Annotated in this window: 20 protein-coding genes and 2 pseudogenes; 12 read left to right on the top strand and 10 right to left on the bottom strand. The window is 72.1% G+C overall.

Features of this window, described 5'->3' with window-relative positions:
• Positions 1-4: 4 nt before the first annotated feature.
• The 3 genes and pseudogenes from ACZ7L0_RS26670 to ACZ7L0_RS26680 all read left to right on the top strand — a co-directional run bounded on the left by ACZ7L0_RS26670 (position 5) and on the right by ACZ7L0_RS26680 (position 3,209).
• On the top strand, positions 5-1,741 hold the full coding sequence (locus tag ACZ7L0_RS26670; protein ID WP_471245083.1) for an RICIN domain-containing protein: 1,737 nt from the start codon (positions 5-7) through the stop codon (positions 1,739-1,741).
• A gap of 72 nt (positions 1,742-1,813) precedes the next feature.
• Positions 1,814-2,203, top strand: a pseudogene (locus ACZ7L0_RS26675) (serine/threonine protein kinase); the annotation flags it as partial.
• Between the two features lie 40 nt (positions 2,204-2,243).
• Entirely contained in the window at positions 2,244-3,209 is a 966-nt protein-coding gene (locus ACZ7L0_RS26680; RefSeq protein WP_471245084.1) for a pirin family protein, read from the top strand.
• Between the two features lie 686 nt (positions 3,210-3,895).
• Here ACZ7L0_RS26680 and ACZ7L0_RS26685 read toward each other — a convergent pair.
• Entirely contained in the window at positions 3,896-4,861 is a 966-nt protein-coding gene (locus tag ACZ7L0_RS26685) for a YihY/virulence factor BrkB family protein (protein WP_471245085.1), read from the bottom strand.
• 569 nt (positions 4,862-5,430) lie between these two features.
• On the opposite strand from ACZ7L0_RS26685, the gene ACZ7L0_RS26690 reads away from it, so the two are divergent.
• Positions 5,431-5,604, top strand: coding sequence for a CsbD family protein (locus tag ACZ7L0_RS26690; protein ID WP_471245086.1), 174 nt, complete (start codon positions 5,431-5,433; stop codon positions 5,602-5,604).
• A 1,038-nt stretch (positions 5,605-6,642) separates the two neighbouring features.
• A complete protein-coding gene (locus tag ACZ7L0_RS26695; RefSeq protein WP_471245087.1) occupies positions 6,643-7,410 on the top strand; it encodes a hypothetical protein in 768 nt (255 codons plus the stop codon).
• Positions 7,411-7,548: 138 nt separating this feature from the next.
• Here the strand turns inward: ACZ7L0_RS26695 and ACZ7L0_RS26700 are convergent, their stop codons facing one another.
• Positions 7,549-7,710 carry a hypothetical protein gene (locus ACZ7L0_RS26700; RefSeq protein WP_471245088.1) on the bottom strand — a complete coding sequence of 54 codons (162 nt, stop codon included), beginning with the start codon at positions 7,708-7,710 and terminating at the stop codon, positions 7,549-7,551.
• Positions 7,711-8,095: 385 nt separating this feature from the next.
• Here ACZ7L0_RS26700 and ACZ7L0_RS26705 point away from each other — a divergent pair, with 385 nt between their 5' ends.
• A complete protein-coding gene (locus ACZ7L0_RS26705) occupies positions 8,096-9,175 on the top strand; it encodes a fatty acid desaturase family protein (protein ID WP_471245089.1) in 1,080 nt (359 codons plus the stop codon).
• Between the two features lie 335 nt (positions 9,176-9,510).
• Here ACZ7L0_RS26705 and ACZ7L0_RS26710 read toward each other — a convergent pair whose 3' ends face one another.
• Entirely contained in the window at positions 9,511-9,735 is a 225-nt protein-coding gene (locus tag ACZ7L0_RS26710) for a hypothetical protein (protein ID WP_471245090.1), read from the bottom strand.
• 112 nt (positions 9,736-9,847) lie between these two features.
• Here ACZ7L0_RS26710 and ACZ7L0_RS26715 point away from each other — a divergent pair, with 112 nt between their 5' ends.
• A complete protein-coding gene (locus ACZ7L0_RS26715) occupies positions 9,848-10,207 on the top strand; it encodes a tetratricopeptide repeat protein (protein WP_471245091.1) in 360 nt (119 codons plus the stop codon).
• Here ACZ7L0_RS26715 and ACZ7L0_RS26720 read toward each other — a convergent pair.
• Positions 10,204-11,592, bottom strand: coding sequence for a PepSY-associated TM helix domain-containing protein (locus tag ACZ7L0_RS26720; protein ID WP_471245092.1), 1,389 nt, complete (start codon positions 11,590-11,592; stop codon positions 10,204-10,206). The two genes, ACZ7L0_RS26715 and ACZ7L0_RS26720, sit on opposite strands and share 4 nt — an antisense overlap.
• A 133-nt stretch (positions 11,593-11,725) precedes the next feature.
• Between ACZ7L0_RS26720 and ACZ7L0_RS26725 the strand changes: the two genes are divergently transcribed.
• Entirely contained in the window at positions 11,726-12,370 is a 645-nt protein-coding gene (locus ACZ7L0_RS26725; protein WP_471245093.1) for a peptide deformylase, read from the top strand.
• A 103-nt stretch (positions 12,371-12,473) separates the two neighbouring features.
• On the opposite strand, the gene ACZ7L0_RS26730 is transcribed toward ACZ7L0_RS26725, so the two are convergent.
• On the bottom strand, positions 12,474-13,904 hold the full coding sequence (locus tag ACZ7L0_RS26730) for a dihydrolipoyl dehydrogenase family protein (protein ID WP_471245094.1): 1,431 nt from the start codon (positions 13,902-13,904) through the stop codon (positions 12,474-12,476).
• A 119-nt stretch (positions 13,905-14,023) separates the two neighbouring features.
• Here ACZ7L0_RS26730 and trxA point away from each other — a divergent pair, with 119 nt between their 5' ends.
• Positions 14,024-14,404 (top strand): thioredoxin, encoded by a 381-nt coding sequence (gene trxA / locus ACZ7L0_RS26735; protein ID WP_471245095.1) that lies wholly within the window; start codon positions 14,024-14,026, stop codon positions 14,402-14,404.
• 66 nt (positions 14,405-14,470) lie between these two features.
• Here the strand turns inward: trxA and ACZ7L0_RS26740 are convergent, their stop codons facing one another.
• The 3 genes from ACZ7L0_RS26740 to ACZ7L0_RS26750 all read right to left on the bottom strand — a co-directional run bounded on the left by ACZ7L0_RS26740 (position 14,471) and on the right by ACZ7L0_RS26750 (position 17,826).
• Positions 14,471-15,916 (bottom strand): benzaldehyde dehydrogenase, encoded by a 1,446-nt coding sequence (locus ACZ7L0_RS26740; protein WP_471245096.1) that lies wholly within the window; start codon positions 15,914-15,916, stop codon positions 14,471-14,473.
• Between the two features lie 57 nt (positions 15,917-15,973).
• On the bottom strand, positions 15,974-17,008 hold the full coding sequence (locus ACZ7L0_RS26745; RefSeq protein ID WP_471245097.1) for a LacI family DNA-binding transcriptional regulator: 1,035 nt from the start codon (positions 17,006-17,008) through the stop codon (positions 15,974-15,976).
• A gap of 137 nt (positions 17,009-17,145) precedes the next feature.
• Positions 17,146-17,826, bottom strand: coding sequence for a TetR/AcrR family transcriptional regulator (locus tag ACZ7L0_RS26750; protein ID WP_471245098.1), 681 nt, complete (start codon positions 17,824-17,826; stop codon positions 17,146-17,148).
• Positions 17,827-17,927: 101 nt separating this feature from the next.
• Here ACZ7L0_RS26750 and ACZ7L0_RS26755 point away from each other — a divergent pair, with 101 nt between their 5' ends.
• From ACZ7L0_RS26755 to ACZ7L0_RS26765, 3 genes and pseudogenes are all read left to right on the top strand, one after another.
• Positions 17,928-18,491, top strand: a complete 564-nt coding sequence (locus ACZ7L0_RS26755; protein WP_471245099.1) for an NAD(P)H-dependent oxidoreductase — start codon at positions 17,928-17,930, stop codon at positions 18,489-18,491.
• 189 nt (positions 18,492-18,680) lie between these two features.
• Complete coding sequence (locus ACZ7L0_RS26760; RefSeq protein ID WP_471245100.1) at positions 18,681-19,655, top strand: alpha/beta hydrolase; 975 nt, start codon at positions 18,681-18,683, stop codon at positions 19,653-19,655.
• 128 nt (positions 19,656-19,783) lie between these two features.
• Positions 19,784-20,958 (top strand): annotated as a pseudogene (locus ACZ7L0_RS26765) (helix-turn-helix domain-containing protein).
• A 217-nt stretch (positions 20,959-21,175) separates the two neighbouring features.
• Here the strand turns inward: ACZ7L0_RS26765 and ACZ7L0_RS26770 are convergent.
• Together ACZ7L0_RS26770 and ACZ7L0_RS26775 are read right to left on the bottom strand one after the other, a co-directional pair.
• Complete coding sequence (locus ACZ7L0_RS26770; protein ID WP_471245101.1) at positions 21,176-21,895, bottom strand: alpha/beta fold hydrolase; 720 nt, start codon at positions 21,893-21,895, stop codon at positions 21,176-21,178.
• A gap of 19 nt (positions 21,896-21,914) precedes the next feature.
• Positions 21,915-22,132, bottom strand: a 218-nt coding sequence (locus ACZ7L0_RS26775) for an alpha/beta hydrolase fold domain-containing protein (RefSeq protein ID WP_471245102.1), incomplete at its 5' end; no start/stop codon positions are given.

Raw genomic sequence — 22,132 nt, forward strand, 5'->3', positions numbered from 1 at the left:
TTTCATGAGCCGCACGAGACTCTCCGGACGCCTGACGGCGGCCGTGGGCACGGCCGTCCTCACCGCCGCCCTCGCCACCCCCGCCCAGGCGGCCCCCACCTCCGCCACCACCCTGGTGGTCAACGCCGACCAGACCCTGCGCCCGGTCACCCATGTCGCCACCGGCAGCCTCTACGGCCTGGCCGACGCGAGCACCCCCGCCGACAGCCTGGTCACCCCGCTCAAGCCGAACACCTTCGTGCAGATGGCCCCGGGCGGCGCCCAGCTGCCCAACGGCGAGCCCAAGCCCGCCGGCGACGCGCTGGTGGTGGCCGCCAAGGCCGCCCGCGCGGGCGCCAAGGTGGTCGTCCGCATGCCCGACTGGTACCCCAACTTCCCGTACAAGTGGGTGAGCTGGAGCGACTGGCTGTCCGCGGTCGACAAGCAGATCGCCTCCGTGCAGTCCTCCGGCGCCACCGACATCGCCGCCTACGAGCTGTGGAACGAGCCCGACTGGACCTGGGACACCACCAACGCGGGCGCCTTCGACGCCGGTTGGGCGCGCACGTACAAGGAGGTCCGGGCCAAGGACACCAAGACGCCCATCCAGGGCCCGAGTTACTCGGCGTGGAACCAGTCCTGGATGAGCACGTTCCTCACCGACGCCAAGGCCAGTGGCACGGTGCCCGACGTCATCGCCTGGCACGAGCTGCAGGGCAGCAAGGACATCGCCGCGCACGTCTCGGCGTACCGCGCGCTGGAGAGCAGCCTGGGCATCAGCCCGCGGCCGATCGCCATCGAGGAGTACGGCACGCCCTCCGAGATGGGCAACTCCGGCGCTCTCATCGGGTACGCGGCCAAGTTCGAGCGGGCGGGCGTCCGCGACGCAGAACTCGCCTTCTGGAACCACTACGGCACCCTCGGCGACACCCTGACCGACACCGGCGGATCACCCAACGGCTCGTACTGGACGTACAAGTGGTACGGCGACATGTCCGGAAACATGCTCGTCACCACGCCGCCCGCCCAGACCGGCATCGACGGTCTCGCCTCCCGCAACGGCGCGGGCAACCAGATCAGCGTCATCGCGGGCGGCTGCACCGGCTCCTGCGCGGTGACCGTCAAGGGCCTGTCCTCGCTGTCGGCCTTCGGCGGCACCGTCCACGTCAAGCTGGAGTACTCCCCCCACACCGGCCGCACCACGGCGTCCCCCGGCCCGATCACCGTCTCCGACGCCGACTACACCGTCAGCAACGGCTCCGTCACCGTGCCGGTCACGATGAACGCCTCCGACGGCTACCACCTGGTGATCACTCCCAGCGGCACCTCCACCTCGCTCGTCGGCCGCTACCAGATCACCAACAAGAACAGCTCTCTCGCCCTGGACACCCAGAACGCGGGCACCGCTCAGGGCACCTCCGTCGTCCAGGCCTCGTCCAGCACCGCCGCCGACCAGAACTGGACCCTGGTGGCCGCGGGATCGGGCCTGTACAAGATCGTCAACCAGAAGAGCGGGCTGCTGCTGGGCATCAACGGCATGAGCACCTCCGACGGCGGCACCGCCCTGATCTGGGGTGACAACGGCACCGCCGACCATCTCTGGCAGCTGATCCCGGCCCGCGACGGCTACTACAAGATCGCCAACTACAACAGCGGCCTCCTGCTCGGCGTCGACTCCATGAGCACCTCCTCCGGCGCCCAGGTCCTCCAGTGGACCGACAACGGCACGGCCGACCACCTGTGGAAGCTGACCGCACGCTGAGGTCCGCCCCCCGACCGGGGTTCCCGCGCCTGATGTCGGCAGGCACGGGAACCCCGCCCGCGTGAACCTGCCGTCCCGGACGGCTGGAAGGCGGGCCCCGGCGCGAGTGACGAGGTCACCTACACCGACCCCTCCGGGCTGGCCGGGATCACCGTCGGCATGGTCGAGCCCGCCGGGGCGAGCCCCATGGCCCACTTCGCCGACATCGAGGCCAACACCAAGGCGAACTACCCGAGCTACCGGAAACTGCGCATGCAGCGGACCACGTTCCGGGGGCAGCCCGCCGCGGTGTGGGAGTTCACCTTCCGGGGGCGTGTGCGCGTCTTCCGCGCCGTCGACCTCGGCTACGGCAAGGAGGGCGGCCGGGAGTACGACCTCTACCTCTCCGCCCCGGGCGCCCGGTGGGACACCTTCCGCCCCGTCTTCGAGACCGTCCGCGACCGGTTCGCCTCGACCGGCTGAGCGTTCGGCGCCGGACACCCGTGCCCGCTAGGTTGGCGGCATGAGCAACCTTGACCGTGCGCCCGTGCCCAGCGTGTGCGGTGGGCGCGGATTCGTCGCCGCCGAGCCCGTCCGCGAGCTGCTGAGCCCCCGTCGCGTGAGACTCGGCGAGTCGACCGAGGTGCGCCGGCTGCTGCCGAACCTGGGCCGGCGCATGATCGGCGCCTGGGCGTTCGTCGACCACTACGGCCCGGACGACATCGCCGACGAACCCGGCATGCAGGTGCCGCCGCACCCCCACATGGGGCTGCAGACGGTCAGCTGGCTGCACGAGGGCGAGGTGCTGCACCGCGACTCGACCGGCAGCCTGCAGACGATTCGGCCGAAGCAGCTCGGGCTGATGACCTCGGGCCGGGCGATCAGCCACTCGGAGGAGAGCCCGCGGTCGCACGCCCGCTTCCTGCACGGCGCCCAGCTCTGGGTCGCGCTGCCGGACGCGCACCGCCACACCGACCCGAAGTTCGAGCACCACCCGGTACTGCCCACGGTCACCGCGCCCGGCCTGACCGCGACCGTCCTCCTCGGCGACCTCGACGGCTCCCTCTCCCCCGGCACCGCGTACACCCCGATCGTCGGCGCCGACCTCGCGCTCACCCGGGGCGCCGACGTCCGGCTGCCCCTGGAACCCGACTTCGAGTACGGCGTCCTGGCGATGTCCGGCGAGGTCCGCGTCGACGGCGTGCCCGTACTGCCGGGCTCGATGCTCTACCTCGGCTGCGGACGCACCGAACTGCCGCTGCGCGCCGAGTCGGACGCCGGGCTCATGCTGCTCGGCGGCGAGCCGTTCGCCGAGGAGCTCATCATGTGGTGGAACTTCGTCGGGCGTACGCAGGACGAAGTCGGTCAGGCCCGGGAAGACTGGATGAACGGGTCGCGATTTGGGGTTGTGAAGGGGTACGACGGGGATCCGTTGCCTGCGCCGGAGCTGCCGCCGGTGCCGCTGAAGGCGCGGGGTCGGGTGCGCTGAGCAATATGGTCCTTCGGGAATTCCCCGCAGGCGGCGGCCTGAACGCTCCGTGTGGTCTGTGGGCCGCCTACGCCGACGAAGATCACGTCTGGCACGTCCCGGCGACGAGCCACGTGTGTGAAGGCGGTCTTCGGCCGTACCGACTACTCCACCGACCAGGAACACGACGTCGAGCTGACCGCGTCCATCCTCGGTGAAATCGCGGAGACCCTGCCGACCGCGTCCGCGCACTCCTGAAGGCGGACCTCAGCATCCCCCCTTCACAGGCATACCCTCGTCAACTGATCTCGCCTGGGCCAGCGAGCACACCCGATCCGGCCTGGTCCTGGCCCAGACCGTCTCCGGCCGCGAGACCATTTCCAGCCACCGTGTCCGGCACGACCGGACGGGCTGGGACCATCCTGCAGTTCGCCGACAGCCCCGAGACGGGGGTGGTGTTACCTCGAACGGTTCACCAGCGACCTCTGTCTGGAGAAACCATCCGAGGTACAGCACTACACCGTGATGTACGACCACCTCCCCGGGCAGCACCCGCGTCTTCCTCACGGACGCCACCAAGTCGCGCATCGACGCGGCAAGCCGCCCCTGAGTGCCCATCGCCTTCCCGGCAGCGACTACTCGCGCCATTCCGGGCATCGGCCCGACCAGCCTGCCCGGCATGACAGGTACGGAATCGGCACTCGGCATCACGGGCCGCGCGGTGGAGCCGCAGTGCGGCGCGGTGCCGCTGGTCCGCCGTGGGCCGCCGCGCCCCGCGATGCGTCACCGACCGCAGGGCTGATCCCGGGAGCCGGGCCCTCACCCTCGGCCGCTTCACCGGACCGCACCGCCGTCGCCGTCCAAGCGGCGCAGTACAGCAGCAACCTGGCCATGAAGTTGATCCACAGCACGACGGCGACCGGCACGGCGAAGGCGCCGTACATGCTCTTCCCCGCGACGCCCTGCAGATAGCCGGTCAGCAGCAGCTTGAGCAGCTCGAACCCGACCGCGCCGATCAGGCCGGCGACCACGACCGCGCGTCGGCCTGGATGTACCTGCGGTAGCCGGGTGAGCAGGTAGACCAGCAGCAGGAAGTCGACGAGCAGGGCGATGGCCAGGCCCGCGAAGAACAGCAGCGCCCGTCCCGCCCCGCCCTCGATCCCGACTTTGTCGGCGGTCCAGCCGACGGCACTGTTCGCGAACACGGAACTGCCCATGGCGACCAGCCCGACCACGCCGAGACCGACCAGCACACCGGCGTCCTTGAGCCTGAGCAGGATCGGGTTCCCCGGATCCTGCTCCTTCTCCCACACCGCGCGCAGACACCCGCGCAGGGCGCCGACCCAGTTGATGCCGATCACGAGCAGCAGCGCGCCCGCGATGAGCCCAACGCTTCCGGCGTGCGCGACCAGGCCGTTCAGGTTCAGCAGATCGGAAAGCCCCGGCGCTTGGGCGGCGATCTTGTCCTGAAGCCTTCCGAGCTGGTCCTTGCTCAGCAGCGCAGCACCGATCGCCGCGCCGACGGTGATCAGTGGAAAGAGGGCGACGAAACTGGTGAAGGTGATGGCGGCGGCGAGCCGGGCCCAGTGGACCGCACCCAGCCGCGCGAACGCCCGCCACACGTGCGTACCCCTCAGCCGTGCGATCAGAGGCAGCCTCGTCAGTGGTTCCATGAACAACACCCACTCTCAGCGTATTCACGGCGACGAGAAAAGGCATCCCAACGGTGAAGCCCCACCCGCTGCTCCTTCGGCCCACACGCGGTCCGGCCGGCGCCCGGAAGCCGCGCGATCGCGTCCACCCTGCTGCGACTCCGTCACGCGCCGGCGGCGTCCCGGTGGTCGGCGGGGCCAGAACGGGCGGTCGCCGGCGCCTGGACAAGCCGACGGGCCGCACGTGGAACACTCCACACCCTGCGTCCCGGTCCCCGTGGCCTTGTGGACGGTGTGGTTCTACTGTTGGAGCAGGCAGATCCTCGCGATACGGCCTCCACCAGGAGGGACCGCGACGACCTGGTAGACCCACGCGAGCCCGCCCGCGCGGAGACCGCGAACGCCCGGGGGAACTCACCCCACGGTGATCTACCTCCGGTCCCGGATGGCGGTCGTCGGAGCAGACCGCGCCGTTCGGGCACCGAACCGCTCCGCGGTAGGTCGCCACCGCACGCACAGAACGCTGATCAGCGCCACGGGACAGCCCTCCCGCCAAACCCCACAAGACAACTCACCCAGGGTGGCCACCCATGAGTATCGCTAAGAAAATCGCGCACAGAGCCGAAGCGATGAAGGGCGATGCCAAGAAGACAACCGGCCGCGCCACCGGCAGTCGCCGCCTGCAGGCGGAAGGCCGTGGAGACCAAGTCAAGGGCAACCTGAAGCAGGCTGCGGCAAAGATCAAGGACGCCTTCAAACACTGACCACTCCGCCCCGTAAACCCGACCATGCCACGCCGAGGGGCGTTGCGGTGCGCGCCGGGGCATTTCATGGCCGCCCCTGAGCTGTTCCTGGTCCGGTCAGGACACCGGGGCGACACCACGCATCGCCGTCGTCCTCGCCTGCGGCCTGCGTGAGCGGATGGCCGAGCACCAGTCGCCACGCCACAAGGCAGGATCAAACGCCATGCCGGCGGGTGGCGCAGGTTCGAATCCTGCTGGGGGCACAACGCGTCGCGCCCGCCGGCCTGGGGTTTCTCTCCCCCCAGGGAGGTGTTCTGTTCGGCCTCGGATTCCGCTCCGGTGCCCGCCGCACGGACGTCGTCACGCGTGGCGTCCGGCGGCCGGGCGGCACGTGGCCGGCCGACTCGGTGAACCTGCTCAGCGCCTCGTGCGCCACCTGGGAGGCGATCTTCACGGCGACCCGGTCGGCGACGGTGATCGCATCACGCTCCCCGCGGGGACGCGCGGACGCCGATCGGCTTCACCGGTCACTGCCGCCAGTCTCCCCGGGCCCGTCGCCGGTTATCGCGGATCCGCTCCTGCCGGTCTCGGCGGCGGACGAAGTCGCCCGGTTCGAGCTCCCCTTCCATGAACCGCCCGACCACGAGGCCGACGACGCCCAGCCCCAGACCCCTTCGTCCTCCTCGTCGGGCAGCCTCACGCGCTGACGGTGATGTCGACTTCACGACTTCCCGGCCCGCCATCCAGATCGATGGCCGCCTGCAGCTCTCCGACCTCGATCACTGACCCCGCGTGTGACGGATCTGCCACTACCGACACCAGGCACCCGCTCCCGAATGGATCCCATAGCGCGCGAATCCGCTGCCCAGGGCATAGACGCCGAACACGTCAGCTCAAGAAGCACGCTTTGCACCCTTTATCGAGATTACATTCGTTTCGGTGCATCTTGCGCGAGATGCGGACCATGAGGCGGGGTAGTCCAACGAAGGGCCCGAGCGCCCCTGCCCGGGACCCTCGCGGACACTCCGGGCGCAGTGCGGGAAAGAGGGTGAGAGGCCGGTGGAAACCGAGGCGTGGACGCAGGCAGTACGGCACCAGCTCGACCTGGGCCGGCTGCTCCCGCTCGGCGGGCCCGACGACGGGACATGGATCACCGAGCAAGCGGCCCTCCGGGCCCTTGGGCGCGCGGCCGCCGAGATTCCCGGCGTTCGACTGGAGTCTCTGCGTATCGGGTCGGCACCGCTCGAGCCCGTGTCCGAGCCGGCCGTCCGTCCGCCGGCCAGCGCGCTACCGCCCGGCCCCCTCAGGATCGAAGCCGCCTTCACGGCATCCCTGGGGCAGCCACTGCCCCACACCGCCGACCAGTTGAGGAGCGCACTGCTCAACGCGGCCACTGAACGGCTCGGCCTGGCCACCGTGGCAGCTGACCTGCGCGTCACAGATCTCCATGAGGGCCCGGAGACAGGCATGGAGTCGCGGACCGCGGCAAGGGCCATGGGGCCGACGCCGGAAACTGCGGCCGCGCGAAGCTCGCCCCCGGTGACCGGAACAGGACCCATGCGGAGGCCCGCCGGGAAGCTGGCGGACGTCGCGACGGGTGTTCCGGGCGTCGCCCGACTCACCGCCGTGCTGGGAAGCCGCCCGGTCAAGGTGGAGGACCATGCCGATCCACCCGGCCGCCACATCGAGGTCCAGCTCGCGGTCGCCCCCGGACACCATCCACTGGAAGTCGCCCGCGCCGTCCGGGCCGCCGTAGCCGACGCGGCCACCACTGACGCCTCGGGCCCGGTCACCGCCGCCGTCCTCATCACGGAAACCGCGGCCTAGCCAGCCAGGCGTCAATGACAGCTCGACGCATTCGGCCTGATCCGATCCCATTTCTCCGGCCTCGCCCTCGGCCCGGGCCGCCTCGGCGGCCACCGCCCTGGCCCGAACGCACAGACACCCGCCTCGGCCTTGCCCTTTCTACTGTCGGCGCCTCAGCGCTCTCCGGATCAGCAGGAAGGCCGCAATGGCGATCAAGGCAATCCCCACGAAGATCACGACTGCCCCGACGGCGACCAGGAGCATCCCGAGCAGGATCAAAATTGCCCCGATGATGAGAAGAAACGTCGCGAGAACGGTCACGTTCGCCTCCTGTCCCCCTCCGACTCTGATCCTCCCGGCCCGCTAACGCAAAGATTTCCCTACAAATCAGCCCATTCAATTCCCGCCGGTGCCCGCCTGCTGGGGTCCGCCCATTCGCGGGCCGGCCTCGGTTCTGCCATGAAAGCGCGCGGACCGCTCCAGAAGCCCTGTCCTGTCACGGTGTGAGACCTGCCTGGCAGGGAACCCAGCATCAGACAAAGGGCCTGCGCTGCCGCTGGCGGACGAAGCAGACGTCTTCCTTTGCTGCGCGGTCGCGCGATGCGCATCCCGCAGTGGCGGAAGCGCATCCCTACCCGCGGCCCGGTCTCAGCGGCTCCCGAGGCGGCATTGAGCCATCTGCCGCCCTCGAAGAGAGTTCACCATCATGACCGGGAACACCACAGGCCGCCCCCCGCCCTCGGGGACGTCCGGCAGTGACTTCGCCCGACTGTCGAGAAAGATCGCTGATGCCGGCCTGCTGGATCGCCGCCCTGGCTACTACGCACTGCGGACCACAGTGGTGGCCGGGCTCTACGCTGCCGGGTGGGCCGCCGTCGCGCTCATCGGCGACAGTTGGTGGACCCTGGCGGTCGCCGTCTTCCTGGCCGTTGTCTTCGGCCAGGTCGCCCTGCTCGCCCATGACGCAGCCCACCGCCAGGTGTTCCCCCGACGCCGGGCCAGCGAGGCGTCCGGACGGATCGCCGGTGCCGGTATCGGGATGAGCTACGGGTGGTGGCAGGACAAGCACACCCGCCACCACGCCAACCCCAACCATGAGGAACTCGACCCCGACCTCGACCCCGACCTGCTCGTCTGGTCCCAGGACCAGGCCCGGGCCGCAAAAGGGCTCCCCCGCCTGATCGGCCGCTGGCAGGCGTTCCTTTTCTTCCCCCTCCTCACACTGGAGGGCTTCAACCTGCACGTGTCGAGCGCGAAGGCGCTGGCCAATCGCTCACTCAAACACCGAACGCTCGACGGCACCCTGCTGTTCGCCCACTTCGCGGTCTACCTGACCGTCCTGCTCTGGCTGCTGCCGCCCGGTACGGCGATCGCCTTCCTCGCCGTCCACCAGGGCCTGTTCGGCGTCTACCTCGGCTCCCTCTTCGCACCCAACCACAAGGGCATGCCAATTCTGACGGGCGAGGACCGCCCGGACTTCCTGCGCCGCCAAGTGCTCACCTCACGCAACGTGCGCGGCGGCCGGTTCACCGACATCGCACTGGGCGGGCTGAACCACCAGATCGAGCACCACCTGTTCCCCAGCATGCCCAGCCCCAACCTGCGCAAGGCCCGGACCATCGTCCGGCGCCACTGCCAGGAACTGGGTCTGGACTACACGGAGACCGGGCTGATCACCTCCTACCGGCTGGCCCTCACCAGCCTCCATCAGGCCGGAGCACCGCTCCGGCACGCCCGCGTCCCCGCCCAGGGACGTGCCGCAGCCATCGGCGGAAGTGAGCGGTGACCCTGAGGCCGTGTGGAACTGCAGGGCGTGGGCCCTCCCGGCGGACCTGCTGGAGGCGCCCCGAAAACGGAACGGATACGGCTTGCGAGGGTCGGTCGGCTGACGCAGCAAGTAGCCGTCAAACGTGCCGTGCTTCTCGGCGTACCGCTCGATCGTCGCCCTGATGCGAGCGGGAAGCGGCACATCGCGGTACTCCCCCGCCCTCCTGTGCTTGAGCGGCCCATACTGGCGCGTCGACTGCACGACCTGCTCGGAGACCCGATACACGTCATCGGCCACGATGTTGTTCAGGTTCACCGCGAACGCCTCGCCGTTCCGCAGACCGCAGCCGCTCATCAGATCGACGACCAGGCGTTGGACTGGGTGGCCTGGCCCACACCATTGCGGTCCATGGTGCGGATGAAGCCGTCGACCACCTTGTGATCGAAGGAGTTCATCCGCCGGCTGCCGAGCGCCGGGAAAAGGTGGTGCTCCAGCAGTGGGTCGAGGTGGCGTACCGACGGGACAGCCAGGTGCCGTGGCCCCGCCTTCCACTCCTCGACGTGATCCTCGAAACGCAAGGACGGGGTCCTGCACGGAATGGAACGCAGGAGTCCGCCGGGCTCCCCCCCCCGAGAAGTAGTGGAATATTGAACAACCGGGTTCCGTTGTCGGCCTCGAAGGAGGTCAGCAGTGGAGTCTCGAACGGACACGACGTACTACGACCAGGGGACGGCGGCGGAGCGCTGGGAGCGGGCGCGGCTGTTCTTCGACGCCAAGGACTACGCGGGCGCGGCGCGCGTGCTGGCCGGGGTGGTCGAGGAGGCGCCGGAGCAGACCGGACCCCGGCTGCTGCTGGCGCGCTCCTACTACCACTCGGCGCAACTGCGGCGCGCCGAGGCCGAGTTGCGCGTCATCGTGGAGCGCGACCCGGTGGAGCACTACGCCCGGCTGATGCTGGGCCGCACGCTGCAGCGGCAGGGGCGGCACGCGGAGGCGGAGTCGCATCTGCGGATCGCCTCCGCGCTCGCGGGTGACTTCGAAACCGTTTAGTACGCCCGGCGCCCTCGGCGGTGAGCGATCTCGCCGAGGGCGACGTCCACGACGATGAAGGCGGCCAGCGGGATGCCGAGGAGCGGCACGAAGTAGCCGAGGACGGCGATCACCGCCATCGCCGGGACCAGGAGGTAGGGCGGCACCTGCGCCCAGGCGCCGCGCGGGACGGGACGGCCGAAGGCGGAGCCCCGGCCGCGCTGCCACCACATGCGGTAGCCCCACAGGATCAGCAGGATCAGGGCGAGCGCGAGCAGCCCGAGGGCGATCTGGTTGACGATCCCGAACAGGATGCCGGTGTGCAGGTCGATGCCCCAGCGGGTCAGCTTGGCGAGCACCGGGTAGTCGTCGAACCGCAGGACGTCGGTGACCTGGCCGGTGGCCGGGTCGACGGCGACCGCGTCCTGCTTCTCGGGCCAGCTGCGCTGGACCTGCTTGACGACGTACGCCGAGTTCGCGTCGGCGGGCGGGACGATCTCGACCGGGTCGCTCAAGCCCTTGGCGCGGGCCGCCGCGAGCACCTTGTCCAGGCCGACGCCGTGCTCGGCGTCGCCGCCGGAGGAGGCCGCCGCGCCATGGCCCGCGTGCTCACCGCTCGCCGCCGCCGACACCGAGGGGGTGGCCTGGCTGAGGGAGGTGCGCAGCTCGTCGATGGTGGCCCCGGCATACGTCGACCAGGTCAGACCGGTCGCCGACAGGAAGAAGAAACCGGCCGCGGCCCAGACGCCGACGCTGCCGTGCAGGCCGAGGGTGCGGCGCCGCCCGCTGGTGCCGCGCACCTTGCGCAGGGTGCGGCGGCGGGAGAACCACAGCACCAGCCCGCCGCCCGAGATCACCCACAGCCAGCTCGCGGCCAGCTCGCTGTAGAGCCGGCCGGTGTCGCCCAGGTGCAGGTCGCGGTGGAGTTCGTCGATCCAGGTGCGCAGCGGCAGCGCGCCGGTGGAGCCGTACTGTTCGAGCGCGCCGCGCACCTTGCCCGTGTACGGGTCGACGAAGACGGCGAGGGTGTGGTCGGCGCCGACGCCCTCGACGCCGGAGAGCAGCACTCTGGTGGTGGCGTCCGCCTCCGGCGAGGGCCGCACGGCGGAGACGGTGCCCTCGGGGTGGGCCTTGCGGGCGGCGGCCACCTGCTCGGATATCGGCAGCCTGGCCTTGCCGGCCGGGACGGTCATCTCATGGGAGTAGACGAGCTTCTCGGCCTGGAACGAACCCGCGTACAGCAGGCCGGTCACGGCGGCGACGAGCAGGAACGGCGCGACCAGGACGCCCGCGTAGAAGTGCAGGCGCAGGATCAGGGGACGCAAGGGGGCCCAGCGGCTCGGGGAGGGAGCCGGGGCGGGGAGTTGGGGGGCCTCGTCCGGGGCGGTCGAGGGAGCGGTGGACATCGGCGGGGCTCTCCGGGGGCTTGTCTCTCAGTATGGGCGGTCCAGTAGTCGGAGCCGGAGGCCGCCGAGTTCCCGGGATACGAAGTGATGCCGGTCACATGAGGCGGTGCGGGGGTCGTGCGATGCTGGCGCGATGGCATCTCCCTGCGGTCGTACGCCTCTTGCCGAGCGGGTCGAGGAACTCCTCGCCGCCGACGGCCCGTTGCCGATCGTGGCGGCCGGTGACCCGGTGCTGCGGCGCGGCGCCGAGCCGTTCGAGGGGCAGTTGGAACCCGCCCTGCTGGCCCGCTTCGTCCAGGCGCTGCGCGTGACCATGCACGCGGCCCCGGGCGTCGGCCTCGCCGCACCGCAGGTCGGAGTGGGGCTGCGGATCGCGGTCATCGAGGATCCGGCTCCGGTGCCGGAGGAGGTGCGGGTGGCGCGCGGGCGGGTGCCGCAGCCGTTCCGGGTGCTGGTCAACCCGTCGTACGAGCCCGTCGGCACCGGCCGCGCCGCGTTCTTCGAGGGCTGCCTGAGCGTGCCGGGCTGGCAGGCGGTGGTGGCCCGGCACGCCGAGGTGCGGCTGCGGGCCGAGGACGAGTACGGGCATGCGGTGGACGAGGTCTTCACCGGCTGGCCCGCGCGCATCGTCCAGCACGAGACGGACCACCTCGACGGCACCCTCTATCTGGACCGGGCGGAACTGCGCTCACTGTCGTCCAACGAGGCGATGGCCGAGCGGTGGGCCCAGCCCACCCCCGAGGCAGCCGCACGGGAACTGGGCTTCGATCTGCCCTGACACCGGAGGGGGCCAGGGTGTACGGCGCGGCCGGCCCCGCCGTACACGGGGACCGGGCGACACCTACGCCACGCCCGGCACCCCGCCGACGCCGGAAGCCTGCTCAGCCCCGGTAGGCCTCCAGCAGCCGCAACCACACCTCGCTGAGGGTCGGGTAGGACGGGACCGCGTGCCACAGGCGGCTGACGGGGACCTGGCCGGCGACGGCGACGGTGGCCGAGTGGATCAGTTCGCCGACGCCGGGGCCGACGAAGGTGACGCCGCGCAGGATCTCGTCCTCCAGGTCGACGACCATGCGGGCGCGTCCCCGGTAGCCCTCGGCGTACAGGCCCGCTCCGGCGACGGAGGAGAACTCCACGTCGACGGCCCGGACCCGGTGGCCGGCCTGTTCCGCCTCGGCGAGGGACAGGCCGACCGCCGCCGCCTCGGGATCGGTGAAGACGACCTGCGGTACGGCGTGGTGGTCGGCGGTGGCGGCGTGGGCACCCCAGGGATCCGACTCCGGCACGGTCTCGCCGGAGGCCCGCGCGGCGATGGCGGCGCCCGCGATCCGCGCCTGGTACTTGCCCTGGTGGGTGAGCAGGGCGCGATGGTTCACGTCCCCGACCGCGTACAGCCAGTCGCTGCCGGTCACCCGCAGGCTGTCGTCGACCGGCAGCCAGGAGCCGGGCTCCAGACCGACCGTGTCCAGGCCGATGTCGTCGGTGCGCGGGACACGGCCGGTGGCGAAGAGGATCTCGTCGGCCTCGATGCGGTCGCCGCCGTCGGTGACCGCCACGACGGTGCCGTTCTCCCGGGCCACCGACTCCACGGAGACGCCGGTGCGCACATCGGCGCCCGCCTCGATGAGCGCCTCGGCGACCAGTTCACCGGCGAACGGCTCCATGCGGGACAGCAGCCCCTTGCCGCGCACCAGAAGGGTGACCTGCGAGCCGAGGGCCTGCCAGGCGGTGGCCATCTCGGTGGCGACGACCCCGCCGCCGACCACGATCAGCCGTCCGGGCGCGGCCTTGGCGCTGGTGGCCTCCCGGCTGGTCCACGGCCGCACCGCGTCGAGCCCGGGCAGGCCGGGCAGCCCGGCGCGGGTGCCGGTGCACACGGCGACGGCGTGCCGGGCGGTGAGGGTCCGCTGCCCGCCGTCGGGGCCGGTCACGGTGACCGTGCGCGGCCCGGCGAGCCTGCCGTGGCCCCGGTAGAGGTCGGCCTCGATGCCGCGCAGCCAGCCGACCTGGCCGTCGTCCTTCCAGTGGGAGGTGTACTCGTCCCGGCGGCCGAGCACCGCGGCCGTGTCGAGGGGGCCCTGGACGGCCTGGCTCAGACCGGGCAGGCGGCGGGCGTCCGACTGGGCGATGACCGGGCGCAGCAGCGCCTTGCTGGGCATGCACGCCCAGTAGGAGCACTCACCGCCGACCAGCTCGCTCTCCACGACCGCGGTGGTCAGCCCCGCCGCCCGGGTGCGGTCGGCGACGTTCTCACCGACGGGGCCGGCACCGAGCACCACGACGTCGTAAGCGATGGATTCCGTTTGGGTCATGGGCACAGTCTGGTGGGTGGTGTGCCCGGTGGCCACATGGGTAGGCGGCCGGAATATGTACTGAGAGGGCCGTGTTGTCCCGACGGCTTCGCCCCCCATGTCGAGGAAGAGGTAGACGCATGAGCAGCACCGTGGAGCTCACCAAGGAGAACTTCGACCAGACGGTCACGGACAACGAGTTCGTCCTGATCGACTTCTGGGCGTCCTGGTGCGGGCCGTGCCGTCAGTTCGCGCCGGTGTACGAGAAGGCGGCCGAGGAGAACCCGGACCTGGTGTTCGGCAAGGTGGACACCGAGGCCCAGCCGGAGCTGGCCGCGGCCTTCGGTATCCAGTCGATCCCGACGCTGATGATCGTCCGCGACCAGGTCGCCGTGTTCGCCCAGCCCGGCGCGCTGCCCGAGTCCGCCCTGACGGACGTCATCGGGCAGGCCCGGAAGCTGGACATGGACGAGGTCCGCAAGAGCATCGCCGAGCAGGAGGCCGGTACCCAGGGCGAGTAGTCCCCGGTTCTGGTTCTTGGTTCTTGGTTCTCGGCCCTTGTTCGTTGCCTGTCCCGGCTCGTTCCCCTAGAAGGGGTACGCCGCCACGTCCCCGCGCACCGTCGTCCAGCGCACCTCGGTGAAGGCCTCCAGGTTGGCCTCGCCGCCGAAGCGGGCGCCGGTGCCGGAGGCGGCGATGCCGCCGAAGGGCGCCACGGCCTCGTCGTTCACGGTCTGGTCGTTGATGTGGACGATGCCGGTGGGGATGCGCTCGGCGAGGTCCAGGCCCCGTGCCGTGTCCCGGGTGACGATGCCCAGGGAGAGCCCGTAGGGGCCGTCCGCCGCCAGGGCCGCCGCCTCGTCGGTGCTGTGGAAGGGGCGGACGGGCGCGACGGGCCCGAAGACCTCCTCGGCGTACGCGGGGGTGTCGTCGTCGACGCCCGCCAGCACCGTCGGCCGGTAGAAGAGCTGGTCGTACGTACCGCCCGCGGCGAGCTTCGCGCCGCGGGCGGTGCTCGTCTCCACCAGGCCGCGGATCTTCGCGAGCTGTCCGGCGTCGATGACCGGGCCGAGGTGCACCTGGGCCCGGTGCGGGTCGCCGACCGCGAGGGAGTCGGCCTTGGCGGCGAGCCGTTCGACGTACTCCTCGTACACGGAGGCGTGCACCAGGTGGCGGCCGGTCGTCATGCAGATCTGCCCCTGGTGGAAGAACGAGCCCCAGGCGGCGGTGGAGATCACCGCGTCCAGGTCGGCGTCCTCCAGCACGATCAGGGCGGAGTTGCCGCCCAGTTCGAGGTGCGCGCGCTTGAGGTGGCGCCCGGCCGCCTCGCCGACCGCGCGGCCCGCCGCGGTGGATCCGGTGAAGGAGATGACGGGCACCCGCGGGTCCTCGACCAGGGCGGCGCCGACGTCGGCTCCGCCGGGCAGCACGTGCAGCAGGCCCTCCGGCAGACCCGCCTCCGCGAAGACGGCGGCGAGCGCGAGACCGCCGCAGACCGCGGTGCGCGGGTCCGGCTTCAGGACGACCGCGTTGCCGAGGGCTAGGGCGGGGGCGACGGAGCGGATGGAGAGGATCAGCGGGGCGTTGAAGGGGGAGATCACGCCCACCACGCCGACCGGGACCCGTCGGGTGTACGACAGCCGGGGCGCCTCGCTGGGCAGGACCTGTCCGGCGGGGCGGGAGGCGAGGGCGGCGGCCTCGTAGCACTCCTGGGCGGCGACGTGCAGTTCGAAGTCCGCCTTGCCGGGTATGGAGCCGGACTCGCGGACGATCCACTCGCGCAGTTCGGCGGCGTGCGCGGTGAACAGGTCACCGGCCCGGCGCAGCACCTGGGCGCGGACGAAGTGGGGTGCGCGGGCCCATTCGCGCTGGGCGGTACGGGCCGCGCCGGCCGCCGCCTCGACGTCCTGGGGGGAGGCGAGGGTGACGGTGCCGAGCCGGTCGCCGGTGGCGGGCTCGGAGACGGCGTGCTCGGGGCCGGTCAGCACACGGGAGTTGAGGGACTGCCAGGTCTTGGGATCGAGCAAGGGCATGACGGCTCTCCGATCGCCGGGGGCATTTGGTTGAGCACGCAACATCGTAGTGCGCGATCAGCTGGAGTCCCGCTGTACCACCGAGGCGCCCAGCACCCTGTGCGTCTCGGGCGCGGCGGCGGGGTCGCGTACCGCGCGGTCGACGAGTTCGGCGAGGTCGCGGCCGGAGGGCAGTTCGATGTGGATGGTGCTGAGCCTGGGGCGCAGCAGGCGGCCGAGCATCAGGTCGTCGGCGCCGATCACCGCGGTCTCCTCGGGGATGCGGACGCCCGCGTCCTGCAGGGCGCGCATCAGCAGCATCGCGTACTCGTCGTTGAACGCGAACACCGCGTCCAGGTCCAAGTCGCGCCAGCGCGCGGCGAGTTGGGCGGCGGCCTGCTCGTCGTAGGCGAGGGGCAGCGCGGTCACCGCGGCGTCGGTGCCGTGCAGGGCCCGCCGTACGCCTTCCAGGCGGGGCCGGGAGAAGATCTCCAGGCCGGGGTCCTCAGGGACGACCACACCGACGCGGCGCCGCCCGCGGGCGTACAGATGGGCGCCGGCGCGGTGGCCGACGCCGGCGTGGTCCACCAGCAGGGCGTGGGCCCCCTCGACGCGCTCGGGACCGAGGGTCACCACGGCTCGGGCGCCGGCCCGTTTGAGGACGGCGACGCCCTCGGGGCCGAGTCCGGCGCCGGGCACCAGGACGGCGACCGGCCGCAGTTCGGCCCAGGCGCGGGCGGCCTCGTCGCCGCGCAGGCCGACGCTGCCGTACTGCACGACCGTGTAGTCGAGGCGGCCGAGGGCCCACTGGAGTTCGTTGACGAACTGGCCGTAGAGCGGGCCCACGGGGACGGTCGGGGCGGGTATGACGACCATGCGGCTGTGTCCGGCGCGCAGGCTGCGGGCCGCCGCGTGGGGCACGTACCCGAGTTCCTTCGCGGCCTGGTGGACGCGGCGGCGGGTGGGCTCGCTGATCCGTACCGCACTGGCGTTGTTCAGGACGTAGGAGACGGTCGCGCGTGAGACGCCGGCCAGGCGGGCCACATCGGCACTCGTGGGGACGGAGCGCGGTGCGGGCGACCCGGGCGAGGGCGAGTTCGGTATCTGCACCATGACGTACCGCATCTTGGCAGAAGCCCGGGAGACGGGGGCGGGCGGGGCAACTTCGGTGAAGGTTTCACGAATTGGCGGGCGGTGACGAGGGGGATCTGCTCGCGCGGAGCGAGGTCTCGGCGGCGGCCGAACGGGGCTCAGCGGGGGTGCGCGGTACCCGTCACGCGGGCGACGAGGTCGGTCCAGCCGGCCTCCAGTCGCTCCATGGGCATCCCGCACTGCCTGGTCAGGTGGTGGATCAGGGCGGGGTCGAGATACGCCATCAGCGTCTGGGCGAGCAGCTCGCAGTCGGTGTCCGGCAGGATCTGCCGCAGCAGCACCGTGACGTGCGTGTGGAGCGCGCGTACGGAGGGGTGGGTGAACCGGCGGGTCGGCTCCGGCTGGGCGGCCAGCTGCAGGTCCAACTGCTCGGCCGAGCGGTACAGCACGGCCACACCGAACGCCCGCAGGCGCTCCAGCGGCGGCGCCCCGGGGCCCAGCGGCGGAGGTCCGCCCAGGAAATCCGTCTGCAGTCGTTTCGCGGAGTGGTCCAGCAGCGCCGTCAGCAGGCCGGTGCGGTCGCCGAAGCGGCGGAAGACGGTCCCCTTGCCCACCTGGGCCGCCGCGGCCACCGCCTCCATGGTGACCCCGGCCACACCGTGCTCCGCGATCAGCCGGGCGGCGGCCTCCAGCAGCTTGGCGCGGTTGCGGGCGGCGTCGGCACGCAGGCACGGCTCCTCGGGAGCGGAGCCGACTTCGAGCAACTGGGGCGGGTCGAGGGGCTCCTGGGGCTGGGGGAAAGGCGGCAGGGCGCTGGACATGAAGACAGCGTAAAGCATCGGGAACAAAACTGGACCGCGGTCCGCTTAGGATGCTAGAAACGTAAACGGACCTCGGTCCGGATCGTTACAGCGATGTTTCAGCCCCTTTGGAGTACCCCATGTCTGTTCGCATCCTTGCGCTCGTCGGCAGCCTCCGCGCCGGTTCGCACAACCGCCAGCTCGCCGAGGCGGCCGTCAAGTTCGCTCCGGAGGGCGCCCAGGTCGAGCTGTTCGAGGGTCTGGCCGACATCCCGTTCTACAACGAGGACGTCGACGTCGAGGGCGGCGTCCCGGCCGCCGCCGCGAAGCTGCGCGAGGCCGCCCAGGCGGCCGACGCCTTCCTCCTCTTCTCGCCCGAGTACAACGGCACCATCCCGGCCGTCCTGAAGAACGCCATCGACTGGCTGTCCCGCCCGTACGGCGCCGGCGCCTTCGGCGGCAAGCCCGTCGCCGTGGTCGGCACCGCCTTCGGCCAGTACGGCGGCGTGTGGGCCCAGGACGAGGCCCGCAAGGCCGTGGGCATCGCCGGCGGCAAGGTGATCGAGGACCTCAAGCTCTCCATCCCCGGTTCCCTCACCCGCTTCGCCGAGACCCACCCGGCCGACGACGCCGAGGTCGCCGCCCAGCTCACCGAGGTCGTCGCGCGCCTGCACAGCCACGCGGGCGAGACCGCCGCCGCCTGACCCGAGCAGTGCACCCCCGCAGGGGCCCGGCCACCACGGCTGCGGCCCCTGCGCCCGTCGCGGTGGCGGTCGGGGGCGCGGGCCACCCGCCATGCGGCGGGCAGGTTCCGCCGTACGGCGGCCCGCCGCCGGGGCGCGGCGCGCCGATGATGACCGTACGAGCCGCAGCGCCCAGCGTGAGGAGCCACCATGACGTCGGTCCCGCCCCCGTTCGACCCGGAACTCGCCGCCGCCCTGGAGATGATCAAGGACGTGATCTCGCCGGGGCTCACCCCGGAGGAGATCGACACCGTCCGGCAGGGCCCGGGGATCGAGATGCTGGCGGACCTCGACCTCACCCTGGGCGGCGCGTTCGACGTGGAGGACCGGTCCGTGCCGGGCCCCGAGGGCGCGCCCGACGTCTCGCTGCTGATCTGCCGCCCCACCGCCCCGGCGACCGATGCGCCGCTGCCCGTGATCTACCACGTCCACGGGGGCGGCATGATCCTCGGCAACAACCGGGTCGGCGTGGACGCCCCGCTGGCCTGGGCGCGGGAACTGGGCGCGGTCGTGGTCTCCGTCGAGTACCGGCTCGCGCCGGAACACCCCCACCCGGCACCGGTGGACGACGTCCACGCGGGCCTGCTGTGGACGGTCGAGCACGCCAAGGAGATCGGCGGCGACCCCGAGCGGATCGTCCTCGTCGGCGCCAGCGCGGGCGGCGGCCTCACCGCCGCGCTGGCCCTGCTGCTCCGCGACCGCCAGGGCCCGAGGCCCCTCGGCCAGATGCTGCTGTGCCCGATGCTCGACGACCGCAACGACACCGTCTCCAGCCACCAGATGGCCGGCCTCGGCATATGGGACCGCACCGCCAACGAGACCGGCTGGGACGCCCTCCTCGGCGACCGGCGGGGCACCCCCGACGTCTCCCCCTACGCCGCCCCCGCCCGCGCCACCGACCTCTCCGGCCTGCCCCCCGCCTTCCTCGACGTCGGCTCCGCCGAGACCTTCCGCGACGAGGTCGTCGCCTACGCCACCCGCCTCTGGCAGTCAGGCGGCATCGCCGAACTCCACGTCTGGCCCGGCGGCTTCCACGGCTTCGACGGCTTCGCCCCCCAGGCCGCACTGTCTCAGGCGGCGCGGGGGGCTCAGTTGGAGTGGCTGCGGCGGTTGCTCGCCGACTGAACCCGCATACAGTCCCTCCACGCCGATCAGGTCCGGGTCGTACCCATGCGCGACGGCCGTCGGTCCTGTGGCGACCGGGGTGGAAGCGGGGGCTGACCAACCCCGGGGGCATGCCGCACCATGGGGGCATGAAGGAACTGGCCGGGCGGCTGGCCGCGCTGGATCCGGACGCCGGGGCCGCCGTGCAGGTCATCGCCTACTTCGACCGGCTGACCGAGAACCGGGCCGGTCTGGAGGCGCTGGTGCGTGGCGCCGCCGTGCTGGCCGGGTGTGCCGCGCGGCTGGTGGACGAGGAGCGACGGGTCGGGCTGCGGGTCACGCCCGACGGGCGGCGCGCGGAGGTTGCGGGGGCGCCGGATCCGGGCTGGCCGTGCGCGCCGCTGGTGCCGGACGGGCCGCCGGCCCTGTGGCTGGAGCGGGTCGCGGCCGAGCCGAGCGTCGTGGACGCGGTGGTCCTGGAACGGGCCGCGGCGGCCGTACGTACCCGGGGGCGTGCCCCGGGTACGCGGATCGACGATCCCGCGCTGGTGGAGACGGTCCTGGACGCCACGGCACCGAAACGGCGCGGCTGCACGCGGCCCGCCGCCTGGGCCTCGACACCGCCGACCCGGCGACCCGGGCCCGGGTGGCCGTCCCGGCCGAGGGGCCGCCCCGGATCGTGCCGGTCTCCGGGTCCGGACGGGCGGGGGTCGCCGAGGGGCGGCAGGGTTTTGGGGAGCCGAGAGACGCGTACGGGGACGGGCGGGCCGTCGACCGGTACGGCCGGGCCGAGACGGGCGACACGGCCGACGATCCCCGGCGGGAGTCCGGGTCGCCCAAGGGGGCCTTGCCCGCGCCGGGCAGGCCGGCCGAGGCCGAGCTGCCGCCGGGGCGCGTGGGTGTGGGCCCCGCCGTCCCCGTGCTGGAGTTGCCCCGTTCCTGGGCCGCGGCCCGCACCGCGCTGCGGTTCACCGGTGACGCGAGCGCGCAGGAGCCGGGGCAGCGGGTCGTGTGGGCCGAGGAGCTGGGCGGTGTCGCGCTGCTCGCGGAGTTGGTGGCGCCCGGGGCGGAGCCACCGCCGGACGTGCGGGCCGTGGAGGCCGCCGCCGCGGACGCGCCCTGGATGCTGCGCACACTGCACGCCGTCGCCGCCACCGCGAGCCTGCGGGCGGCTGCCGCCGAGGCCAACGTGCACCACTCCACGCTCCAGGACCGGCTGACCCACGCCGAACACCTGCTCGGCTGGCCGGTACGCACCCCGCAGGGGCGGTTCCGGCTGCAACTGGCGCTCACGATGCGACAGTTGGCCCACGACAGGGTCTAGAAGAGCGGGCTCGGCTAGCCCCGCGGCCACGCGGCCGTTTCGGGGAGCCGTCAGCCGGTCGTGCGGACCGCCTCGAGGATCAGGTCGGCGACCGCCCTGCTCCAGGCCCAACTGGAGCTCGCGCTGCGGCAGTTGGCCCACCACAGGGTCCAGTCGCGAGGCCGCGCGGACGCTCCGCCGGGGAGGGGGTGTCCGCGCGGCCGTTCGGGGGGAGCCGTCAGCTGGTCGCGCGGATCGCCTCGAGGATCAGGTCGGCGACCTCCTTGGGCTGCGAGACCGCGACGGCGTGCGAGGCGCCCTCGAGTTCGACGACGGTCGCGCCGGCCCGCTTGGCGCCGAAGCGCTCGACCTCGGGGTTGATCGCCTCGTCCGCGCCGGCGATCAGCGCCCAGGAGGGCTTGGTCTTCCAGGCGGCCGCGGCGGCGGTCTCCTCGAACGCGGCCGCGGCGAGCGGACGCTGGGCCGCCGCGAGGATCTTGGTGACGCCCGCGGGCACATCGGCGGCGAACACCGACGGGAAGGCGTCCTCGGCGATGGTGACCTCGACGGCCGGGTCGCCGCCCGCCACCGGGTACGTCCACTCCTTGAGGTTGCTCACCAGCGAGGAGAGCGGGAAGCGGCCCTGCAGCTCGCCGAGGCTCTCGCCCTCCTCGAGGGCGTAGGCGGCCACGTAGACCAGGCCGACGACGTTCTCGGTGGTGCCGGCCACCGTGATGAGGGCACCGCCGTAGGAGTGGCCGACCAGGATGACGGGGCCGTCGATCTGGGCGGCGACGGAGGCGACGTACGCGGCGTCGGAGGCGAGGCCGCGCAGCGGGTTGGGCGGGGCGATCACGGGGATGCCGTGGCCCTGCAGTTCGGCGATGACCCCGGCCCAGCTGCCGGCGTCGGCGAAGGCTCCGTGGACGAGGACGACGGTGGGGGTGGAGGTGGTCATGTGAGCGGGTCTCCTCGGGTCAGGCGGTGTGCAGGGCGGCGCGCAGGGTGCCCGCGGCCAGGTTGATGGCGAGCTCGGCCGCGTGGGTCTCGCGCAGGGCGTTGAGCATCACGAAGTCGTGGATGATGCCCTGGACGCGGACGGCGGTGACCGGTACTCCGGCCTCGCGCAGCTTGTTCGCGTACGCCTCGCCCTCGTCGCGCAGCACGTCCGCCTCGGCGGTGATGACCAGGGCCG

Source organism: Streptomyces sp. NPDC039424 (genome assembly GCF_055639495.1).

Excerpts from the sequence above, each read along its gene's own strand:
- ACZ7L0_RS26670 (WP_471245083.1), top strand. The coding sequence starts at position 5 with ATGAGCCGCACGAGACTCTCCGGACGCCTGACGGCGGCCGTGGGCACG.
- ACZ7L0_RS26680 (WP_471245084.1), top strand. The coding sequence starts at position 2,244 with ATGAGCAACCTTGACCGTGCGCCCGTGCCCAGCGTGTGCGGTGGGCGC.
- ACZ7L0_RS26685 (WP_471245085.1), bottom strand. The coding sequence starts at position 4,861 with ATGGAACCACTGACGAGGCTGCCTCTGATCGCACGGCTGAGGGGTACG.
- ACZ7L0_RS26690 (WP_471245086.1), top strand. The coding sequence starts at position 5,431 with ATGAGTATCGCTAAGAAAATCGCGCACAGAGCCGAAGCGATGAAGGGC.
- ACZ7L0_RS26705 (WP_471245089.1), top strand. The coding sequence starts at position 8,096 with ATGACCGGGAACACCACAGGCCGCCCCCCGCCCTCGGGGACGTCCGGC.
- ACZ7L0_RS26720 (WP_471245092.1), bottom strand. The coding sequence starts at position 11,592 with ATGTCCACCGCTCCCTCGACCGCCCCGGACGAGGCCCCCCAACTCCCC.
- ACZ7L0_RS26725 (WP_471245093.1), top strand. The coding sequence starts at position 11,726 with ATGGCATCTCCCTGCGGTCGTACGCCTCTTGCCGAGCGGGTCGAGGAA.
- ACZ7L0_RS26730 (WP_471245094.1), bottom strand. The coding sequence starts at position 13,904 with ATGACCCAAACGGAATCCATCGCTTACGACGTCGTGGTGCTCGGTGCC.
- trxA (WP_471245095.1), top strand. The coding sequence starts at position 14,024 with ATGAGCAGCACCGTGGAGCTCACCAAGGAGAACTTCGACCAGACGGTC.
- ACZ7L0_RS26740 (WP_471245096.1), bottom strand. The coding sequence starts at position 15,916 with ATGCCCTTGCTCGATCCCAAGACCTGGCAGTCCCTCAACTCCCGTGTG.
- ACZ7L0_RS26745 (WP_471245097.1), bottom strand. The coding sequence starts at position 17,008 with ATGGTGCAGATACCGAACTCGCCCTCGCCCGGGTCGCCCGCACCGCGC.
- ACZ7L0_RS26750 (WP_471245098.1), bottom strand. The coding sequence starts at position 17,826 with ATGCTTTACGCTGTCTTCATGTCCAGCGCCCTGCCGCCTTTCCCCCAG.
- ACZ7L0_RS26755 (WP_471245099.1), top strand. The coding sequence starts at position 17,928 with ATGTCTGTTCGCATCCTTGCGCTCGTCGGCAGCCTCCGCGCCGGTTCG.
- ACZ7L0_RS26760 (WP_471245100.1), top strand. The coding sequence starts at position 18,681 with ATGACGTCGGTCCCGCCCCCGTTCGACCCGGAACTCGCCGCCGCCCTG.
- ACZ7L0_RS26770 (WP_471245101.1), bottom strand. The coding sequence starts at position 21,895 with ATGACCACCTCCACCCCCACCGTCGTCCTCGTCCACGGAGCCTTCGCC.